Annotated in this window: 14 protein-coding genes; 8 read left to right on the forward strand and 6 right to left on the reverse strand. The window is 47.0% G+C overall.

Annotation, left to right across the window (positions count from 1 at the left end; genetic code table 11):
* Positions 1-15 precede the first annotated feature (15 nt).
* Positions 16-1,011 carry a translation elongation factor Ts gene (tsf, locus tag EL210_RS04435; RefSeq protein ID WP_004371099.1) on the forward strand — a complete coding sequence of 332 codons (996 nt, stop codon included), beginning with the start codon at positions 16-18 and terminating at the stop codon, positions 1,009-1,011.
* Positions 1,012-1,660: 649 nt separating this feature from the next.
* Here tsf and nhaD read toward each other — a convergent pair.
* The gene (nhaD, locus tag EL210_RS04440; RefSeq protein WP_018919925.1) at positions 1,661-3,025 is read right to left on the reverse strand and encodes a sodium:proton antiporter NhaD; all 1,365 of its coding nucleotides are present in this window, start codon (positions 3,023-3,025) and stop codon (positions 1,661-1,663) included.
* A gap of 99 nt (positions 3,026-3,124) precedes the next feature.
* Here nhaD and EL210_RS04445 point away from each other — a divergent pair, with 99 nt between their 5' ends.
* The 4 genes from EL210_RS04445 (at position 3,125) to ald (ending at position 7,327) form a co-directional block, all read left to right on the forward strand.
* Positions 3,125-3,730, forward strand: a complete 606-nt coding sequence (locus EL210_RS04445) for a DUF6621 family protein (RefSeq protein ID WP_018919924.1) — start codon at positions 3,125-3,127, stop codon at positions 3,728-3,730.
* A 6-nt stretch (positions 3,731-3,736) separates the two neighbouring features.
* Complete coding sequence (locus tag EL210_RS04450; protein ID WP_004378367.1) at positions 3,737-4,975, forward strand: saccharopine dehydrogenase family protein; 1,239 nt, start codon at positions 3,737-3,739, stop codon at positions 4,973-4,975.
* Between the two features lie 50 nt (positions 4,976-5,025).
* Positions 5,026-6,045 (forward strand): recombinase RecA, encoded by a 1,020-nt coding sequence (recA, locus tag EL210_RS04455; protein ID WP_004371104.1) that lies wholly within the window; start codon positions 5,026-5,028, stop codon positions 6,043-6,045.
* A 178-nt stretch (positions 6,046-6,223) separates the two neighbouring features.
* Positions 6,224-7,327, forward strand: coding sequence for an alanine dehydrogenase (gene ald / locus EL210_RS04460; RefSeq protein ID WP_025879815.1), 1,104 nt, complete (start codon positions 6,224-6,226; stop codon positions 7,325-7,327).
* 627 nt (positions 7,328-7,954) lie between these two features.
* Here the strand turns inward: ald and EL210_RS04465 are convergent.
* The 5 genes from EL210_RS04465 to EL210_RS04485 form a co-directional block, all read right to left on the reverse strand.
* Positions 7,955-8,695, reverse strand: a complete 741-nt coding sequence (locus EL210_RS04465; RefSeq protein ID WP_018919920.1) for a nucleoside-specific channel-forming Tsx family protein — start codon at positions 8,693-8,695, stop codon at positions 7,955-7,957.
* Between the two features lie 30 nt (positions 8,696-8,725).
* Positions 8,726-9,007, reverse strand: a complete 282-nt coding sequence (locus tag EL210_RS04470) for a hypothetical protein (protein ID WP_025879817.1) — start codon at positions 9,005-9,007, stop codon at positions 8,726-8,728.
* A complete protein-coding gene (locus EL210_RS04475; protein WP_018919918.1) occupies positions 8,988-11,819 on the reverse strand; it encodes a putative LPS assembly protein LptD in 2,832 nt (943 codons plus the stop codon). Before EL210_RS04475 ends, EL210_RS04470 begins: the two co-directional genes overlap by 20 nt.
* A 63-nt stretch (positions 11,820-11,882) precedes the next feature.
* On the reverse strand, positions 11,883-12,419 hold the full coding sequence (locus tag EL210_RS04480; RefSeq protein WP_018919917.1) for an HD domain-containing protein: 537 nt from the start codon (positions 12,417-12,419) through the stop codon (positions 11,883-11,885).
* 3 nt (positions 12,420-12,422) lie between these two features.
* Positions 12,423-14,201: a biotin/lipoyl-binding protein gene (locus tag EL210_RS04485; protein ID WP_018919916.1), complete on the reverse strand. Its 1,779-nt coding sequence runs from the start codon at positions 14,199-14,201 to the stop codon at positions 12,423-12,425.
* Between the two features lie 185 nt (positions 14,202-14,386).
* Between EL210_RS04485 and EL210_RS04490 the strand changes: the two genes are divergently transcribed.
* The 3 genes from EL210_RS04490 to porU all read left to right on the forward strand — a co-directional run bounded on the left by EL210_RS04490 (position 14,387) and on the right by porU (position 20,315).
* Entirely contained in the window at positions 14,387-15,229 is an 843-nt protein-coding gene (locus EL210_RS04490) for a lipocalin-like domain-containing protein (protein ID WP_018919915.1), read from the forward strand.
* 887 nt (positions 15,230-16,116) lie between these two features.
* On the forward strand, positions 16,117-16,734 hold the full coding sequence (locus EL210_RS04495; RefSeq protein WP_018919914.1) for a fumarylacetoacetate hydrolase family protein: 618 nt from the start codon (positions 16,117-16,119) through the stop codon (positions 16,732-16,734).
* 38 nt (positions 16,735-16,772) lie between these two features.
* The gene (gene porU, locus EL210_RS04500) at positions 16,773-20,315 is read left to right on the forward strand and encodes a type IX secretion system sortase PorU (protein ID WP_018919913.1); all 3,543 of its coding nucleotides are present in this window, start codon (positions 16,773-16,775) and stop codon (positions 20,313-20,315) included.
* The last annotated feature ends 22 nt before the right edge of the window (positions 20,316-20,337 follow it).

A 20,337-nucleotide genomic window follows, 5' to 3' on the forward strand; every position in this document is an offset into this window, starting at 1 on the left:
AGAAAAGACTATATTATGGCTATTTCAATAGAAGATATCAAGAAGCTTCGCAGTATGACCGGTGCTGGTTTGGCTGACGTAAAGAAGGCTCTTACAGAGGCTGAAGGCGATTTCGACAAGGCAAAAGACCTGCTCCGTGAGCGTGGTTTGGCTATCGCTGCAAAGCGTTCTGACCGTGAAACTTCTAACGGTTGCGTGCTCGTTAAGTGCGTTCCAGGTTTCGCAGCAATGGTTGCTGTGAAGTGTGAGACCGACTTTGTGGCTGCCGGTAAGGACTTCATACAGCTCACTCAGGATATTCTTGATGCGGCAGTTGCTGCAAAATGCAAGACGCTTGACGAAGTTAAAGCGCTCAAGTTGGCTGATGGTGACGACGCTGCAACAGCAGTTCAGCACCGTTCGGGTATCACCGGAGAGAAGATGGAGATAGATGGTTACAACTTCCTTGAGGGAGACAACATCTCTGTTTACGACCACATGGGCCGCCACACTTTGGCAACAATGGTTCAACTCAGCGCCAACAACGAGGACGCCGGACACAAGATTGCCATGCAGGTGGCTGCAATGAAGCCGGTTGCACTTGATGAAGCTTCGGTTCCACAGTCTGTAAAGGATGAGGAATTCAAGGTAGCTGTCGAGAAGACCAAGGAAGAAATGGTTGAAAAAGCAGTCAATGCAGCGCTCAAGAAGGCTGGCATTAATCCTGCACATGTTGACTCTGAAGACCACATTGAAAGCAACACGAAGAAGGGGTGGCTGACACAAGAGGATGCTGACAGAGCCAGAGAGATCAAGAAGACCGTAGGCGAAGAGAAGGCTGCTACACTCAATGAGCAGATGATTCAGAACATCGCTAAGGGTCGTTTGAACAAGTTCTTCAAGGATAACTGCTTGGTTGACCAGGAGTTCCAGTTCTCTGAAGGCGACAAGTTGAGCGTCAATGAATGGCTGAAGAAGCAGGGCGATGCCAAGATTGTTGCCTACAAGCGCTTCACACTCGTAGCAGAGTAATTGCATTCTCCATATATTTACATATCAGAAAAGGTGGTCTGCATCATGCAGACCACCTTTTTTGATGCTTTGAAAGACGGATTTTCAGAGAAAACTACATTCCAGATAGGCATAAATTTCTTATCCCTTACTTCTCATTCTCTTTTTCCTTCAAGGCTCGATACCCTTTCTTTCAACTGTTATTTTGTAAATATTACATCACGTTTTTTGCTACTTCGCAACACCACCAAATAGAATTTGAAAAGTCGCAAATCATGACCTTTCCAAGGCATTTCATGCTTTTGGTATTGTCTCCCGAAACACTTTGTTCACCAATTTGCATCAAGTTAATGCGTCATTAGCGTCAGATTGTCTGCTCATGAATGCCATTTCACACGCTGATATGCGTCAAAACACCGTGCAATTCAAGTCATTTCACGACTTCTTATGCCATAAAATTGGCTTGCAAAAAGAGTGGAATTGTGTAACCGTTTCATACTCAAAGCCTTACCAAACATGCTTAAAACTCGCGTATTTGCAGGCAGGTGAGCTTTTCATTGGAAATACGCGAGCTGTGAAAGAGCATTTGTAAAAGAAATTACGAAACAGAAAAAACGGCTGTATCTCCATTCGAAGTGCAACCGTCTTATGATGATTTTGCCGACTGATATTACAGTGCAGTCGGCATAATGAACGTGCGGATGATGAAGTAACTCAGTATTCCCGCCAAATAACCCACAAAGGCAATCCAGCTGACACGCTTCATATACCACCCGAAAGTAATCTTTTCCAATCCCATAACAACTACGCCGGCAGCGCTTCCAATGATGAGGATGCTTCCGCCAACTCCCGCACAATAAGCCAGCAACTGCCAGAAAATGCCGTCAATAGCCATGTCGCCCGTCGGTGTGACGGGATACATTCCCATACATCCGGCCACGAGAGGCACGTTGTCAACAATGCTTGAAAGCACGCCGATAATGCCCGTAACGAGATAGTGGTTGCCGTTGAAAGTGTCGTTGAGTGCACCACCCATGACGGTAAGTACGCCGATTTCCTCAAGGCAGGCCACGGCCATCAGAATGCCGAGGAAGAAGAGAATGGTGCTCATGTCGATACGGCTTAGCAGGTTGGAAACGCGCTTCTGGAACGTCATGTCTTTGTGATAATGATGCAGTCGGCGGTAGAATACCTCGGTTACTGTCCATAAAACGCCTAACACAAGCAGGATACCAACAAACGGAGGCAAGTGAGTAATCGACTTGAATACGGGCACAAACATCAGTCCTCCAACGCCCACAGCAAAGATAATCTTGCGTTCCAAGCCTGTAAACTCAAGCACTTCGCCGTCGCGTTTGTCGTAGGATGACGACTCTGTCGTTGTGAGTTCTCCCTTGAGTTGCGTCTGCATGATGAGTGCCGGTATGAGAAGTGAGATGACCGAAGGAATGAAAATCTCACTGATTACGCCTAAAGCTGTGATCACACCCTTGTTCCAAAGCATGATTGTTGTCACGTCTCCAATCGGTGAAAAGGCACCCCCGGAGTTGGCTGCGATAATCACTAACGAGGCATATACAATGCGGTCTTTATGGTCATGCACGAGCTTTCGCAGTATCATTACCATGACAATGGATGTTGTCAAGTTATCCAATATGGCCGAAAGAAAGAAAGTCATGAAGGCAATCTTCCACATCAGGCCCCGCTTGCTCTTGGTACTCATGCGCGTCTGTACCCAGTTAAAGCCTCCGTTTTGGTCGACTATTTCGACGATTGTCATAGCACCCATGAGGAAGAAGAGCGTTGTTGAGGTACTTCCCAAATGGTGTTCGATGGCGCTGCTTACAGCATTTGTGAGCGCATTGCCGGTCAATCCGGGCAGATAACCGGTTGGATCGACCATGAAAAGTGTCCAGCAAGCCACGAACATCAGTAGTGCAATGGCAGCCTTGTTGACTTTCGTGATACTTTCAAGGGCAATGAAGAGGTAGCCCACTACAAATACCACGATGATTGAAACAGTTAAAGTTGTCATTTTTCCTTATAAATTTAATTCAGCATTAAGCACTGCAAAGTTAAGAAAAAAAACATTATGAGCCACGATAATCTCAAATTAAAACACTATCTTTGTAGCATGAATTCACAGGTAGACAGCAACATCAGGATGAGTGAAAACATAATCATTGCTGATGCTGATTATATAGATTTGGTCGCTTTCGACCTCATTGTCAACTTCGAACGCATGATAGGCAGGCCTATTCCAAAGGCAGATTTAAGCCAATGGGCAGTCTGTGTGGCGCTTGACGGAGGTGTGCGTGCGGGAGAAAACGACGTGCAGGTGGTGCTTGTTCATGATGAGAAGCATAAGCAGATGGACAATTTCACGCCGTCAGATTATGCCGGTGAACTTCATGCTAAAGCCTTTACGGATGCACGGTTGGGTGAATTCACGATTACTTCTGTGTCATCAGGCGCGGCCGTCAGCAAGGAAGAATACATCGAAAGCGTGTTGCATACGCTTTTGGAGCACAAGGAAGTGCGTCGTGTAATGATAGTCCCCGACAGTGAACATGGTGACGGTTATGCCCGTTTACGCAATCTCTTGCGGCGTGTTGACGATGAGGATAAGCGCATTACGCTGTTTGCAATGCAGCCCATGGAGGGCGGGAACTTTCGCCAAGAGATATTAGGCTACTCGCTGATGAGTGCATTAGGCATCAAAGCTGAAGAAATAAAATAAACAGATATGAGTAGAATACTGATGATTGGAGCTGGCGGTGTGGCCACCGTTGCAGCCTTTAAGATGGCCCAGAACACCGATGTTTTCACCGAACTGATGATTGCAAGCCATCACAAAGCTAAGTGTGACCGTCTTGTTGAGGCTATTCATGCCAAGGGATACAAGATGAATATCAAGACCGCAGAGGTTGATGCAGACGATGTGGAGCAGCTCAAGGCGCTCTTCAATGACTATAAACCCGAGTTGGTTGTTAATCTTGCACTGCCTTATCAAGACCTCACTATCATGGAAGCTTGCTTAGCTTGTGGTTGCAACTACCTTGATACGGCCAACTATGAGCCTAAGGATGAGGCGCATTTTGAATATTCCTGGCAGTGGGCTTATAAGGAAAAGTTTGAGCAGGCAGGTCTTACTGCAATCTTAGGGTGCGGATTTGACCCCGGTGTTTCAGGCATTTATACGGCTTATGCAGCCAAACATTACTTCGATGAAATACATTATCTCGACATTGTTGATTGCAATGCAGGTAATCATCACAAGGCTTTCGCTACGAATTTCAACCCTGAAATCAATATCAGAGAGATTACCCAGAAGGGCTTATACTATAAAGATGGCGAGTGGATTGAAACCGAACCGCTGGCTGTTCACAAAGACCTTACCTATCCAAATATCGGCCCACGCGACAGCTATTTGATGCATCATGAGGAGCTGGAGTCGTTGGTTAAGAACTATCCTACTATCAAGCAGGCTCGCTTCTGGATGACTTTCGGCCAGCAATATCTTAACTATCTCGATGTAATTCAGAACATTGGAATGGCCCGTATCGATGAAGTGGAGTACGAAGCACCGTTGGCTGACGACCCGACAAAGACTGCCAAGGTGAAGATTGTGCCTTTACAGTTCCTCAAAGCAGTGTTGCCTAATCCCCAGGATCTTGGCGAAAACTACGATGGTGAGACTTCTATCGGCTGCCGAATTCGTGGTATAAAGGACGGAAAAGAGCGCACTTACTACGTTTATAACAATTGTAAACATCAGGAAGCTTATAGGGAAACCGGCATGCAGGGCGTCAGTTATACGACCGGTGTGCCTGCAATGATAGGCGCAATGATGTTTGTCAAGGGCATTTGGAAACGTCCAGGAGTGTGGAATGTAGAGGAGTTCGACCCCGATCCGTTCATGGAACAGCTCAACATTCATGGGCTTCCATGGCATGAAGTGTTTGACGGCGACCTGGAACTCTAAGCAAAGAACGAGGCATTATGTCTCATTTAATCATATAAAACATAGAAGAAATGGCAAAAGAAGCAGTGGCTAACCAGCAAAGCGAGAAGCTGAAAGCTTTGCAGGCAGCAATGTCTAAGATAGAAAAAGACTTTGGTAAAGGCTCTATCATGCGTATGGGTGATGAGCAGATTGAGAATGTAGAAACGATCCCTACAGGCAGTATAGGTCTTGATGTGGCGCTTGGTGTGGGCGGATATCCACGTGGTCGCATCATCGAGATATATGGCCCGGAGTCGTCAGGTAAGACTACTTTGGCCATTCATGCTATTGCAGAAGCACAGAAGAAGGGCGGTATTGCAGCATTCATTGATGCTGAACACGCTTTCGATCGCTTCTATGCAGCAAAGTTGGGCGTTGATGTTGACAACCTTTGGATAAGCCAACCCGACAACGGAGAACAGGCTTTGCAGATTGCCGACGAGCTGATTCGCTCGAGTGCTGTTGATATTCTCGTGGTCGATTCAGTTGCTGCACTGACTCCGAAGAAAGAGATTGAGGGCGATATGGGCGACAACGTTGTCGGTTTGCAGGCCAGATTGATGAGTCAGGCATTGAGAAAACTCACCTCAACTATCAGTAAAACCAACACCTGTTGTATCTTTATCAACCAGTTGCGCGAGAAGATTGGCGTGATGTTTGGTAGTCCAGAGACCACAACCGGTGGTAATGCACTGAAGTTCTACAGTAGTGTTCGTCTTGATATTCGCCGTGTAACAAGTCTCAAAGACGGCGATAACATCATTGGAAATCAAGTGCGCGTGAAGGTTGTGAAGAATAAGGTTGCACCGCCATTCCGCAAGGCAGAGTTCGAAATTATGTTCGGAGAAGGCATCAGCAAGGTAGGGGAAATCCTTGATCTTGGTGTAGAATACGGCATCATTCAGAAGAGTGGAAGCTGGTTTAGCTATAACAGTTCGAAGCTTGCGCAGGGCCGTGACGCCACGAAAGCATTGCTTCGCGACAATCCCGAGCTGTGCGAAGAACTCGAAGGTCTTATCACACAGGCCATTGAAGACAAGAAAGCATAGAACTTTCTATACGATAAAACGAGCGCCCGATTATGGAAATATCCCATGATTGGGCGCTTTTTATTTGTTCATTTCTGTTTAGTTAAATTTCCTTTTTGCGTTACAACCAATCAAATAAATCATTATATTTGTTGCATATTCTATGACTACTAACTTTAATAACGAAAGGGAAACAGCTATGAAAATCGGTATTCCAAAGGAAATTAAGAACAATGAGAACCGTGTTGGCATGACTCCTGCAGGCGTAAACGAACTCTGTAAGCATGGTCATGAAGTCTACGTGCAGCATACCGCGGGCGAGAATAGCGGCTTTAAGGATGCAGATTATGAGGCAGTAGGTGCTAAAATCCTGCCTGATATCACGGATGTCTATGCCCAGGCAGATATGATTGTGAAGGTGAAGGAACCTATAGCGCCCGAGTATGCGCTTGTTCGTAAGGGGCAGGTGGTGTTCACCTATTTCCATTTCGCCTGCGAACGGGCACTCACCGAGGCAATGATCAAGAGCGGAGCTGTGTGTATTGCTTATGAAACAGTGCAGAAAGAAGACGGTTCTTTGCCGTTGCTTGTACCGATGAGTGAGGTTGCAGGGCGTATGGCTGTACTCAATGGAGCACATTATCTACAGACCACGAAGGGAGGAAATGGCAGACTTATCAGTGGTGTTCCGGGCGTTTTACCGGCTCGTGTGCTTGTACTTGGCGGTGGAACTGTGGGCGAAGCCGCTGCAAGAATGGCTTCCGGGCTCGGTGCCGAGGTGACGATTGCCGATGTAAACCTGCCGCGTTTGCGTCAATTGGGCATCAATCTGCCGCCCAATGTCCATACACTTTATTCGTCAGACTATAACATTCGCAAGCAACTTCCCATGACAGATATTGTCATTGGCTCTGTACTTGTGCCGGGTGACAAGGCACCTAAGCTCATCACGCGCGACATGTTGGCCCTCATGCAGCGCGGTTCAGTGCTCGTGGATGTGGCTATCGACCAAGGCGGTTGCTTCGAAACCTCTCGTCCGACGACCCATTCCGAACCTGTTTATGAGGTCGATGGCATCCTCCACTATTGTGTGGCCAACATTCCGGGTGCCGTGCCTAATACGTCAACTTCCGCCTTGACAAATGCCACTTTGCATTATACCGTGGCGCTTGCCGATAAGGGTTGGCAACAGGCTTGCCGTGAAGACGAAGCCCTTTGCAAGGGACTGAACATCGTAAATGGCAAGGTAACCTATAAAGCAGTTGCTGAAGTGTTTGGCTTAGACTATTGTCCTGCGTTTTAAGGTATAATTAATCGTGGATAAAGCATAATCAGATAAGCTTTTTGCGTAGGCTCAGAAAGCCCGCGAACTCACACTGATTAGTTTGCAATCTTGCTCTTCCCCCTTTCCGGTCAGAGGCGGGGGAGAGGATGATTTTGTAAACTTTGTGTCGCTATTTTTAACACTTTTTGACTGCACCAAATAGAAATTGAAAGGCGGTTTTTCGTGGGGTAGCAAGCGCATTCCATACCTTTCGTCTGCTTCATCGCATCAACTTTTCTCGTGATTTGCGTCATAATGCACTGCAACATGGTGCAAAACGCGTGATGAAATGCCATAGATTGCATGCTGATTTGAGGCAAGTCAGGATGTAAAAAGCCTCAAATCAGCGTGTTTTCTCGTGTGTAGGTAGCCTTTAAAAGGCGATATTTTGTGTAACTGTTTGATGCTCAATGGTTTGCTTAAAGGCTTCAAAACTCGCGTATTTGAAGCCGAGTCCCGATTGTTTTTCAGCAGACCCCTTCCTGAAGAAGCATTTGTAAAGATAATTACGAAGTGCTTATGGCCGAGTTTCATCATTCAAACGTGATGATCAAACCTTACTGCCAAGCATGCGTTTTCTTCTTTGGAAAGGGGTGGGAGAGGCTTTCAGAAAGTCCATTTTGCTGCTATTGTCGGCAAAGCATAAAAGCGGTTGTGTTCTCCCCGCTTGTTCCAGACGAAGTTGTTGCTCAGTTCAACCTCGCTGCCGAGGCTCAGATTGACGCCCTGCATGCCTTTCAATGCGTTGAGATTAAACCAGAACTGCGGCTCACTCAACACGATAAGCTTGCCATTTACATTGGGATTGTACCATAAGTCGCAGAAACCGCTGAAGGTGCAAAGTCCATGTGCGAACGTCATCCCCCACACTTCGGTCAGCTGGAAGCCGCTGAAAGGGTGTGCACCATAGTGTCTGTTTTTGAAATAATACTTGTACATGGCCTGCACGGAGAATGTCTTTGAGAAGTCAGTACTATGCCAATTCCATGCACCTCCTAACAACACAGCATGTTGGAAGCGCGTTGCCTGCCAACTGTTTTCGTCAGAAGAGAGTCCGCCATTATATTCAATGTGGGCTGCCCACTGCTTGTTTTTGGTGAGATTGAACTCGCGTGAAACCTCCCAATAGGCTCCCGCAACGCCGTCTCTCTGATAGTCTATGTCGGTAAATAAGTAAGTACTGCCCCATTTGTCAGGCTTGAACATTTCTACAGTGGTAGTAACCGAAGGCCTGTTTGTAAGGTCTTTGTAGAGAGAATGACCGAGGTCGTAGTGCAATTGCACATTCTGTGCCGTCGCTCCCAAGGCAAGGAGCAGGAGCAGTGGCATGAGAACAGATTTTTTCATAGATGTTATTTGTGGTATATAAGATAAATGTCAGAGAAGATTTCCTAATTGTTCCACGGCCGATTTCATGTCGTCAGCGAAAGTCGTATGTGTCAGGAGAAAGCCTTCTTTGCCTTTGGCGAGAGTTTCATAGAGTGCGGGACTCATCTCGTTGACATACTCGCTGATGGCATATTCGATGTCATCTTTCTGGTGTTCACTGTGCGAAAAGGCATAAACTTGCCATTTCTGATGAAAGAAGCAATAGGCTGCTTCGATGCTGTCTTTGGTGAATGAAGGCTTTTCCATAGGCTTAATACCACTGCACGGCATTGCTGTAGCCACTGCGTTTGTCGTATTTCAGTGCGTCGGTGAGTGTGCTTGCATTGCAGCGGAAAGTGAAATTGTAACTTGTGTAAGGTGCAAGAACGACTTGACAGCTCATGTTGAAGCAGTGAAGATCGCGCTGCAGACTGGCTGTTGTCATGCTGAGTGCGTGGTGTTCGAAGTCATAACCCGACGAAAAACTGATGTTCCAACCGTCGCTGATGCGCAGGTTACCGCTGAAGTTCAAGGTTTGTGAGAACGTGTAGGGATAGCGCATCGTCTTGTAGTTGAACCTGTTGATGTCGTTACTCTCACGCATCGTGATGCCATATCCAAAGGTGATAGACCATGGCATGCTGAAACTCATGTAGCCATCATCATCGGTCTTTGCCTTGTGGCCACTACCTTTACGGCGTGCACTGCGCTGTCCTTCGATCATATCATCGTCAACATTCGACTCGATATCAGTGTCAACTCCTTCTGCCTCGGGGTCGTTGCGCTTGCTTTTCGTGTCGTCATCATCTCCGCCTCCACCGAAAAGCTTCTTTATTTTCTCTGGAGTGAGCGTGTAAGAGATGTTCTGCGACATGCCCTGGAAACGGCCGATCTTGCCCATTCCCCAATAGGTGTGGTTGCCGACATAGGGCTCTCCGTTGCTGTTGAGCTCGTAGGCATAGGATGCAAAGACGGCATTGAGGTTGAAAGTATAGTTCTTCCACCACTTCAGACGCAGGTCGACACTGAGGTCACTCCATGGTTTCTCCTTGGCTGCCATGTTGTATGACATTCTGAAACCGAGGTTATCGATGATGCTTATCTTGCGGATGCCGGTTGAATCCTTGTCGGATTTAATCTTCATCTCAATGTTGTTGTCGAACGAAAAACTTACATTTCCCGTCTTTCCCCGGCCGGGAACGCTGTAAAGACCATTGGAATAAGGTGAATAGTCAACGAGTTCGACGCTGCCGTCGGCATTGGTTCGCTGATAAGTGCTGTAGTAACCATAGCGTGAAGAGCCGAAGTCGGGTGCATAGCTGAAGCTGACCGAAGGCGTGATGACATGGCGGATAGCCTGGATTTTGTCGCCGAAAATCTTGCGGTTAGGTATGAACATACCGTAGAGTTTAGTGCTTGCACTGAGGCTAAGGTCCCAATTGTAGATGTTATGGAAGCCATATGTGGTGTCGGAAACCTCCTTTTGAGTGGTTCTGTTCCATGATTTTGTCACCTTGTTGGTATACATTCGGTCGGTGAAATTGAACGAAGGACTCACGTTGATGTAGTTGAACAGCGTGAAGTTTCCACTCACCGGGATGCGATGTTGCATACCGTTGCGCCAGTCTTTGATGAGATTGGAGCGGAGAAGACGGTCTTCTTTCGTGTTGATAGAGTTGCTGATTTGTCCTGTGTAGCTGACGGAAATCTTCTCATACCAGCGTTCTGCGCCTGCGGCATGACGTCGTTTGAAAGGATAGAAACGGCTCAGACTGATGTTCAGATCAGGCAGAGTGAGCGCTATACTCGAGTCGCTCATGTTCTGATTCAGGTTGGCAGTGGCACTCAAGGAAAGGCCGATGCTCGAGAAGTTGGTGCCCCAACTGACCGAAGAAGTACGTGTTGTCTGCGTGAGTGTCTGTGGATTGTAGAGGCTTCCCAAGTTGTTGCGCTCATAACTTGACGTGGCAAAGTTCACACTTGCAGCCAAAGAACTGTACGGACTGGCTTTCTGATCCTGGCGATGACTCCATTGTATCTTGAAACTTTGCTGTCGGGTGTAATCCGGTAAGCCTTTATCTCCGGTCTTGGTATCTTGATATGCGGCGTAGAAAGTGCCGTTGTAACGATAGCGTTTGCGGTAGTTAGTGGCTACACTCAAGCCCCATGAGCCTTTAGTATAAATCTCACCGAGGAGCTTCAAGTCCCATTTGTCGCTCAAAGCAAAGTAATATCCACCGTCGCGGAGATAGAAACCGCGTGTGCTTTCATCGCCATATGAGGGCATGATGAAACCGCTTGAATATTTCTTGGAGAATGGAAAGAAGCCATAGGGGATGGCTAATGGCAACGGAACATCAGCTACAACAAGATATGCCGGGCCGAAAACAACGTCCTTTCCAGGGCGTACTTTGGCACGTGAAAGGGCGATATAGAAGTCCGGACAGTCTTTATCACAAGTGGTATAACGGCCATGTTTCAGGAAAATCTCACCTTTGTCATTGCGCTTGGAAAGCTGACTTGAAAGGAAACCCTCCTGTTGTTGGGTCGTAACATTCTGTATAAGTCCCTTCTTACTCTTGAAGTTGAAGGCCATGGTATCGCTCTCATAGTTGTCTGATCCCATGGAAAAAACAGGTGTTCCCGTTAGTCCTTTGGTAGCCGTATCGCGCACCCCGGTGGCATGAACGAGACTACTGTCCATGTTAAGATAGATACGTTCGCTCTTAAGATCCATGTTCTCGTACTTCACATTCGATGTTCCGTAGAGGAAAGCTGTCTTGTTTTGCGCGTCATAAACCATGGAGTCGTTGGCCGAAAAGGTCACAGGAGCGTCTATTCCGTTCTTTTTTTGGCGGTTTAATGAGTCAAGATAAATGGAATCATCAATCTGTTTGTTGTGTCGGTAAATAGCCAATTGCAGCGAATCCATCTTGGTTGTATCGATGATTTCACGGCCGGCAGAGTCTTTTCTCACGGCTTTGTTGATAGTAATGCTGTCATTAGAAGCACGCTTATGCTTCTTTCGAAATTGGTAGTCGGCATTGGCCATCATGAAAAGGACGGCACACAACAGCAGGGCTATAAACGAATATCTTCTCATTTGAACTGCAAAGATAGTGATAAATCGCTGAAACACCCTTTCTTTCAGCGTTAAAAGATATTTTTATTCAAAGAGTTTCTCCCACCCTTTGAAGCGTTCTAAGCCTTCTTCTCCAAAGCGTTTAAGACTTCGTTCGGCTTGTTCAATGGTCTTTTCTACTTCGGGATGTGTCTTTGAAAAGAACTTGTCGGCATAACAGATGACTTTTTCTTCCATGGTTTCGGGCAGGAAGTCCTGATGAGGCAGAGGCAGATTGAGGCGTATAATCTCTTCTTTCGTGATGCCTGCTCCCGTGTGACGCTCGCATACTCTGGCATGTTTCGGATAGCCTTCTGCCCGTAGAAGTTCTGCACCTATACGTCCGTGAATGAGATAAGGCTCGCTTCCGAAGCAATAAATCCCAGGCGCATTGCATTTGAAAATGCCGATATCGTGGAGCATGGCAGCCTCAATGATGAACTGACGGTCAAGGAGAAGCTCCGGATGAAGGTCACAAATGCGCACAGCACGCTTAGTAACAAGCGTGCTGTGTGTCATAAGTATATACCGAAGTTGATTGTCTTCGGGATAGTATTTATCAATGATTGCCTGATAATCCATGGCTTATTCTGCCTCGGGACGCTGGATATAAGCTATCACATCGCCCTTACTTACCTTGGAACCTTGCTTGGCATTGATCTCAACAAGCTGTCCGCCGAGAGCTGCAGGAATAGCTTCAAACTCGCCCCATGGCGTGCAGATATAGCAGAAAGTGTCGCCTTCTTTGTATTCTTTTCCAATGAATGGCTCGATAGCCGGAGCTGCTTCGCCGTCTCCTTGGAACTCCCAGAAGATCTGACCCTTTACAGGTGCAACGATAGCATCAGCCTTGGCGTGCTTGAATGCGGTTGCTTCTTCGAGGCTAACCTTTGCTCCAAGCTTTGCATCCTTGGCCTTCTGAAGGTCTTCCAAGAAGTTCTTCTTGGCTTGACCACTTTTATAATTACGGTATTGTTCAGGGTGCATAGCCAGTTCAAAGAGTTCTTCGTCGTCCTGACCATAGTCCCATCCGTTCTCATCCATTTCCTTCTTGAAGTCTTCAAGCGCGTTAGTGAGCAGGGTTCTTGGGTCAACATCAGTGAATTCGCGCCCCTGTTTCTTTGCTAATTCAACGAGTTCCGGGTCGATTTTCCCAGGTACTTTACCGCTCTTTCCAAGGATCATACCCCACATAGACTCGTCCATCATGACGAAACGGCCTTTACCTTGCTCCATCGTAAGCAGGTTCATGAGGGCAATGTTCTTAGTGTATTGGCTGAAAGGTGTCACCAATGGAGGATAACCTACACGTGGCCAAACATATTCAACTTCATTGAACAACTTCACAAGCATATCGTCCATAGAGAGTTCTTCCTCGCCTTTCTTCTTGCGAAGGTTATTGATTGTCTGGCGAATTCCACCGAGATCAGCCATCATGGAGCCCATCATTCCACCGGGAAGTCCGCAACCTAACAACAGAGAAGACATGTATTTGTTGGCTGGATTGATGAAATAACCGAGCCATTCATCAATGAATTCCTGTGTCAGTGCACGTGCTTTCATGTAGGCGTTCATATTGATGTCTGGCACTTCGAAGCCCTCATTGCGCAGCATGCTCAATACAGAAATGATGTCAGGATGCACCTTACCCCATGACAAAGGCTCGATAGCTGTGTCGATGATGTCAGCTCCATTGTTGCATACTTCAAGGATAGAAGCCATTGAAAGTCCTGGGCCTGAGTGTCCGTGATATTCGATAATGATGTCCGGATGCTTGGTCTTGATAGCCTTAGTCAGCTTACCCAAGAATGCAGGCTGACCGATTCCGGCCATGTCTTTGAGGCAGATTTCCTCTGCACCTGCCTCAATAAGTTCATCGGCAAGCTTCGTGTAATACTCCAAAGTGTGCACAGGAGAGGTGGTGATACACAGTGCTGTCTGTGCAGTCATACCTGCTTCCTTGGCCCATTTGATAGAAGGTTTGATATTACGAACGTCATTCAGACCGTCAAAGATACGTGTGATGTCGGTGCCTTGTGCATGCTTTACCTTGTACATCAAGGCGCGGACATCGTCAGGAACGGGGTACATGCGGAGGGCATTCAAGCCACGATCCAGCATGTGAGTCTTGATACCGGCCTCATGAAGCGGCTTGCAGAAAGCGCGAACGGCCTCGTTAGGGTTCTCACCGGCAAGGAGATTAACCTGCTCAAAGGCACCACCATTGGTTTCAACACGGGCAAAACATCCCATCTCAACAAATACAGGAGCAATGCGTTCCAACTGATCTTTGCGTGGTTGGAACTTGCCTGAACTCTGCCACATATCCCGATAGACGAGACTGAACTGTATTTTCTTTCCCATTATATGATTATAATATGTATTTGATATCCTTTGAATAAAAAAGGCACTTGCCTGTCGGTGTATTTCAACCACAATGCAACAAGAACCCGTCGGGCTGCAAAATTAGGTAAAAAAATCCAAAAACGGCATGATAACATGTATTTTTTGCAATTATTGCTTTATATTTGCACAAAATTTAGAATCTTATGAAAACGAAGACATATGCAGCCATTTTGTGCGTCATTCTGCTGCTGACGGCGTGTGGTGAAAAGGCAAAAACAACCGCAAGTCAGGAGGAACAACCGAATGAAGAAGTGAAGATGAAAGGCGACAGCACTGTCTATGGACTTGCATGTGAAGGCTGTAACGACTCCACCATCGTGCTTTTGCCTTTCGATGGGCGTGATCCTGTGTCTTATGAAATCATTGATGCCAATCGCAACGGTCGTGTGTTGGGCGACATTCAGATTGGTGATTGGATTGGTGTTGTAGTCAGCAAGCAAGACAAGCGCGTGGCCGATGAGGTGATTGATCTCGACGAATTGAAAGGCATCTGGTGCTATGTCGTCATGCCACAGATGCGCGATTACGAAAAGATGAGCAAGCGGTTGCAGAGCCGTATGATGCGCAACATGCCCGATTCGATAAAGCAAACCTATCTTATTCCACGCGAATATGGTTTCTGGTTGCGTCGTCAATGGACGGCACAAAGTGTGGGTTATGTCAGCGAACAGTCGTCTTTGGAGCAGGAAAGCCCTGTAGTTTATCCGCAATTAGGCTACTTTACGGGGTGGCATATATGGAATGGAAAGCTTATTATAGAGAGTGCGACGCCTGTTTATAATAAGGATAATACCGTCACGATTACCAATCCGTGCAAAGACACCTGTATCATTGTCTACTTAGGGCAGGACTCTCTCGTGCTCAGTGACGGCTTTGTGTCACGCAGTTACTATCGTAAAAAAGATATTAACGATGTCAATGTCAAGGCTCGTTATATCGCTGAAAAACTGAAAAAAGAGGCATTACGCAAGACAATGCAGCAGTAGTGATACCCACCCCCGACTCATCTGATACCTACCCCCGCCCCCTCCCGAGGGGAGGGGAGAATGAGATAGCGGAGCCTTTTCTGTCTCATTATTTTCTTCGTCTTGCTCATTCAACGAACAACGCCCTACGGTTCGAGGGGAGGGGAGAGTGAGATTGCGGAGCCTTTTCTATCTCATTATTTTCTTTGTCTTGCTCACTCAACGAACAACGACCTACGGTTCGAGGGGAGGGGAGAGTGAGATTGCGGAGCCTTTTCTGTCTCATTATTTTCTTCGTCTTACTCACTTAACGAACAACGACCTACAGTTCCAAAGGAGGGGAGAGTGAGATTGTGGAGCCTCCCCCTGCCCCTCCGAAGGAGGGGAGAATGAGATTACAGACTAATTAGTGAGGGTTCACAGGCTTTTTAAGCCTGTGCAATCCGCTAAGCATGGTCAGTATGTTTTCTGCCTTGTATGTTCTGAAAATACTTAACAAATGCCTTCGTAGGATTTACGCATTTGAAAACGGAAATCCTTTTGTCCGAAATACGCGCGAAATTCAGTGATTAAGTAAGCTTCTGACAGTCAGTTTGTTACAGATAAAGATTGTTGTTATCGTATGAAATCACATGAATGCAACGCGCAATCTAAGGCAGATTACACGATAATCTGCCTTAGATTGTGTCGCTTTCTCTATCATTTTATTGGACTGAAATTACCGGAAATTCTGCAAGAACTTGTTTTGTCAAATTTATTACACTATGTTTTCAAAGCTTGTTTTTTGGTAAACAATATCAACAAAGTTGCCCGTTCTCCTCCCTCCTTTTACAACATAACTCACCAATTTCTTGCACGTTTGGGAATTTATAACGAACTTTGTGCCACGTTATTAAACGACACAACAGATGAAGATATTTGCCGTAGGCATGAACTATATGCAGCACAATAAAACGCTGCCCGGCTCGTTTTCTAAATCAGAGAACCCCGTCATTTTCACCAAATGCGACACTGCTTTGCTGAAAGACGGCAAGCCGTTCTTTATCCCCGACCACCTCGGAAGCATCGAATATGAAACCGAATTGGTGGTGCGCATCTGCAAATTGGGCAAGACTGTTCCCGTAAGATTTGCCTCCCGATACTACGATGCGGTGACGGTGGGCATTGATTTCACGGCTCGTGAACTGCAAAGTCGATTGCGGGAGCAAGGCCTTCCATGGGATCTTTGCAAGGGATTTGACGGTGCAGCCGCACTCGGGACATTCGTTCCTTTGGATAAGATAAAGCCCGTTCAGAACCTTCGCTTTCATCTTGACATCAATGGAACTACGGTTCAGGAAGGCTATTCGGGCGATATGCTCCACCAAGTGGATGAGATTGTCTCGTATATCAGCCGATATTTCACGCTCCGCACAGGCGACTTGCTCTATACCGGCTGTCCAACGGGCTGCGGTCCCGTAAGGATTAACGATCATCTTGAGGGCTATCTTGAGGAACAAAAGGTATTGGAATTCAATTGCAAATAACAGTTATCAACCATCACATCAACCAACAACGCACCGCTATGAGGCGCTTCTTAAAGTTTATTCTTGTCGTATTGTTGTTGTCATTGAGCCTCGGTTTGCAGGCTTCGCAACGCTTCTTCAATCTCACTTACGAACAGGTGAAGATTGATTCTGTGTTGCCTCGTTTCGCATATAGCATACCGCTGCATGGCGATTACCGTGATTCAGTCTATCGGGTGAGCATTGTTTATCCTGAATTTGTGGATATGTCACAGCGTAATATCGAGCATTACAACCGTCTTTCCGGTGCAGCCTTACCTGCGATGCCACCCGTTCAGCAGTTCATTGCCATGAACAGACGGCGTCCCGAACTTGTAGTTTCGTTCCTTCCATTCGTATATCGCGACGGTCGTTACCGCATTTTGGCCAGTTTCATGCTGAAAGTGGAGTCGTTTGCTGTGGCGAAAGCCAAGGCTTACAGTCATCTTCCTGCCACGCGAAGTAATCCTTCCGACCGTTATGCTAAGCAGTCGGTATTAGCCAATGGGCGTTGGGTGAAGATACGTGTGCCGTCATCCGGTGTCTATCAACTCACCGAAACACTCGTTCGAAAGGCCGGTTTCACAGATATTAATAAGGTACATGTCTATGGGTATGGGGGCAATTTGCAGCATGAAGTGCTGACAGAAGCCGACCTTGTCAAAGGAGATGACCTGCATGAAGTGGCCCAGTGCGTAGTTGATGGCAGGCATCTTTTCTATGCACGAGGGCCTGTTTCGTGGGAAAGTAAATATTCTGTACGACGTATCCGCAATCCTTATTCAGACTATGGTTACTATTTTCTGACAGAGACCGAGGTCACTTCATCCCCTGTGGACACGACATCTTTCCTGAAAACTTTCTATGCGTCGGCCGATGATTACCATTCCCTTTATGAGCGTGACGGCTTTGCCTGGTATCAAGGTGGACGCAATCTGTTTGATCCCGAGCCTATTGCTGTGGGACAAAGCAAGTCGATTCAGCTCAGGAAACCTCGTGCAACAGACAGTGGAAGAATTTGTGTTGCCGTGAGTGCAGGCTCAAACAGCGAAGTAGAAGTCTACATGGGTGATCGCCAACTCGGTCGGTTACCAATCCGATTGCTTGAATATGACAAGGGAAACGAACGCCGTGCTGTCTATCCGTTTGTCTCTACCGATGAGTTGAAGCCCTTGGAAATCAAAGTCGTTTCAGGTGGCCCTGTGCGGTTGGATTATGTGTCAATCACTTGGGACGGTGCGGTTCCTGCCCCCATTTTCAAGTCAAACGACTTCGCCGTTCCTGAGTTGGTAGGTGTTGTCGGCAATCAGAACAGACATGCAGATGCGCAGGCAGACATGGTCATCATCGTGCCTTCGTCGGGTAAACTTACTGCACAGGCAATGCGGTTAAAGGAATTTCATGAGAAAAAAGACGGGCTTCGCGTCAACATAGTGCCTGCTGATGAGCTTTATAATGAGTTTTCAAGCGGTACGCCCGATGCCAATGCGTATCGTCGTTACCTGAAGATGCTCTACGATCGGGCGGCATCTGCCGATGATGCTCCACGCTATCTGTTGCTCTTCGGCGACGGAGTTTGGGACAATCGCATGCTGACCAATGAAACGAAAGGACTCAATCCTGATGATTATCTGTTGTGTTATGAGAGTGAAAACTCATTTAATCAGGTTGAATGTTATGTAGATGATAACTTCTTTGGGCTGTTGGATGACGGTGAAGGAGGCGACTTGCAAGCACGCGATCTGCCTGATGTTGCCGTGGGACGCTTTCCTGTTTCAACGGCTGATGAAGCCAAGATAATGGTCGACAAGACGATAAGTTATGCCACAAATGCAAACGCCGGAGCTTGGCAGAACACGTTAGTGTTCATGGGAGACGACGGCAATAACAATCTACATATGGATGATGCGAACACTGCAGCAGATGAAATGGCATCGCAACATCAAGGATATGTGGTCAGGAAAATTATGTGGGATGCCTATAAGAGAGAGACTTCTGCAACGGGAAACAGCTTTCCTGACGTGCGTAAAGCTATCTTGCAACAGCAGGCCCGCGGTGCACTTGTGATGGATTATGCAGGTCATGGCTCTGAAATTCAGATTTCCCATGAGGGCGTTTTGCGTATCAATGACTTCGCATCTTTTACAAACAGCAACCTGCCTTTATGGATAACAGCCTCTTGTGACATTATGCCTTTCGACGGAACTGCCGCAACTATCGGTGAAACTGCATTGCTGAATCCACGCGGTGGGGCTGTAGCTTTCTTCGGAACTGCACGTACCGTGTATGCCATATACAACAAACCGATGAACATGGCCTATCTGAAATATGTGCTTGGAACGACAAACGGACAGGCAACTACAATCGGAGAGGCGTCGCGTTTGGCACAGGTGGAAATGATAACTACGGGACAAGACCTCACGAGTAATAAGCTTCAGTATGCCCTTTTGGGTGACCCTGCACTCAGATTGCACCAACCTAAACCGCAGGCGGTGGTCGATTCGATCAATGGAATAGCCATAGGAACTACGCCGTTACCCGTCATCAAGGCTGGCGGAACCGTTCGTATTGCGGGACATATAAACAGTGACAAGCCTTTCAATGGCGTAGCAACGATGACCGTTCGTGACTCGCGTGAGCTCGTCACTTGCAGGCTGAACGATAATACCGAGGCCGAGAATGCATTCCAATATTACGACCGTCCGACAACCATCTTCACGGGATCAGACAGTGTGAAGGCCGGAAAATTCAGCTTTTCCTTTGCTGTTCCCCGCGATATTAACTACAGTAATGGCAATGGTCTCATTAATGTTTATGCCGTTAATGACGACCATGATCATATCGTTCATGGTTCTTGCGATCGCTTTTTAGTAGGAGGCAGTGCCGAATTGACCAATGATTCCATTGGCCCTTCAATCTACTGTTACCTCAATTCGCCCTCATTTGAGAACGGAGGACGCGTGAACAGCACGCCTTATTTCGTGGCCCGACTGACCGATAAGGACGGAATTAACGTTTCGGGAAGTGGTATCGGCCATAATCTTGAACTCATCATCGACGGCGATATGAATAAAACTTACGTGCTGAATGATAACTTTCAGTATGAATTTGGCAGCTATACAAGTGGCTCCACCTATTATAACATCCCGCCACTTGCACCCGGTAAGCACCGTTTACAGTTCAAGGCATGGGACATTTTGAATAATTCTTCAACCACATGGCTTGACTTTGAGATAGCAAAAGGCTTGCGCCCGAACCTCTTCAGCGTAGACGTTTCACAGAATCCTGCCCGAACAGGCACGCGCTTTATCATCAACCACGACCGTGTGGGCAGCAAAATGGACGTGGAACTTGAGGTTTTCGATACCTCAGGACGCCTGCTTTGGCGGCATAAGGAGCAGGGAGTTCCCACCTCAAATGCCTATACTGTCGACTGGAATCTGCGTACTGACGGGGGCAGTCAATTGCAGACAGGCATCTATCTCTATCGGGCAAAGATTGCATGTGAGGGCAGTGAGCAGGCAAGTAAGGCGCAGAAACTTATTGTCGTGGGCAATAAATAACCGCAGCTGGCGTTTATCAATC

The sequence above is a fragment of the Segatella oris genome, assembly GCF_900637655.1.
Classification (GTDB): Bacteria; Bacteroidota; Bacteroidia; order Bacteroidales; family Bacteroidaceae; genus Prevotella; species Prevotella oris.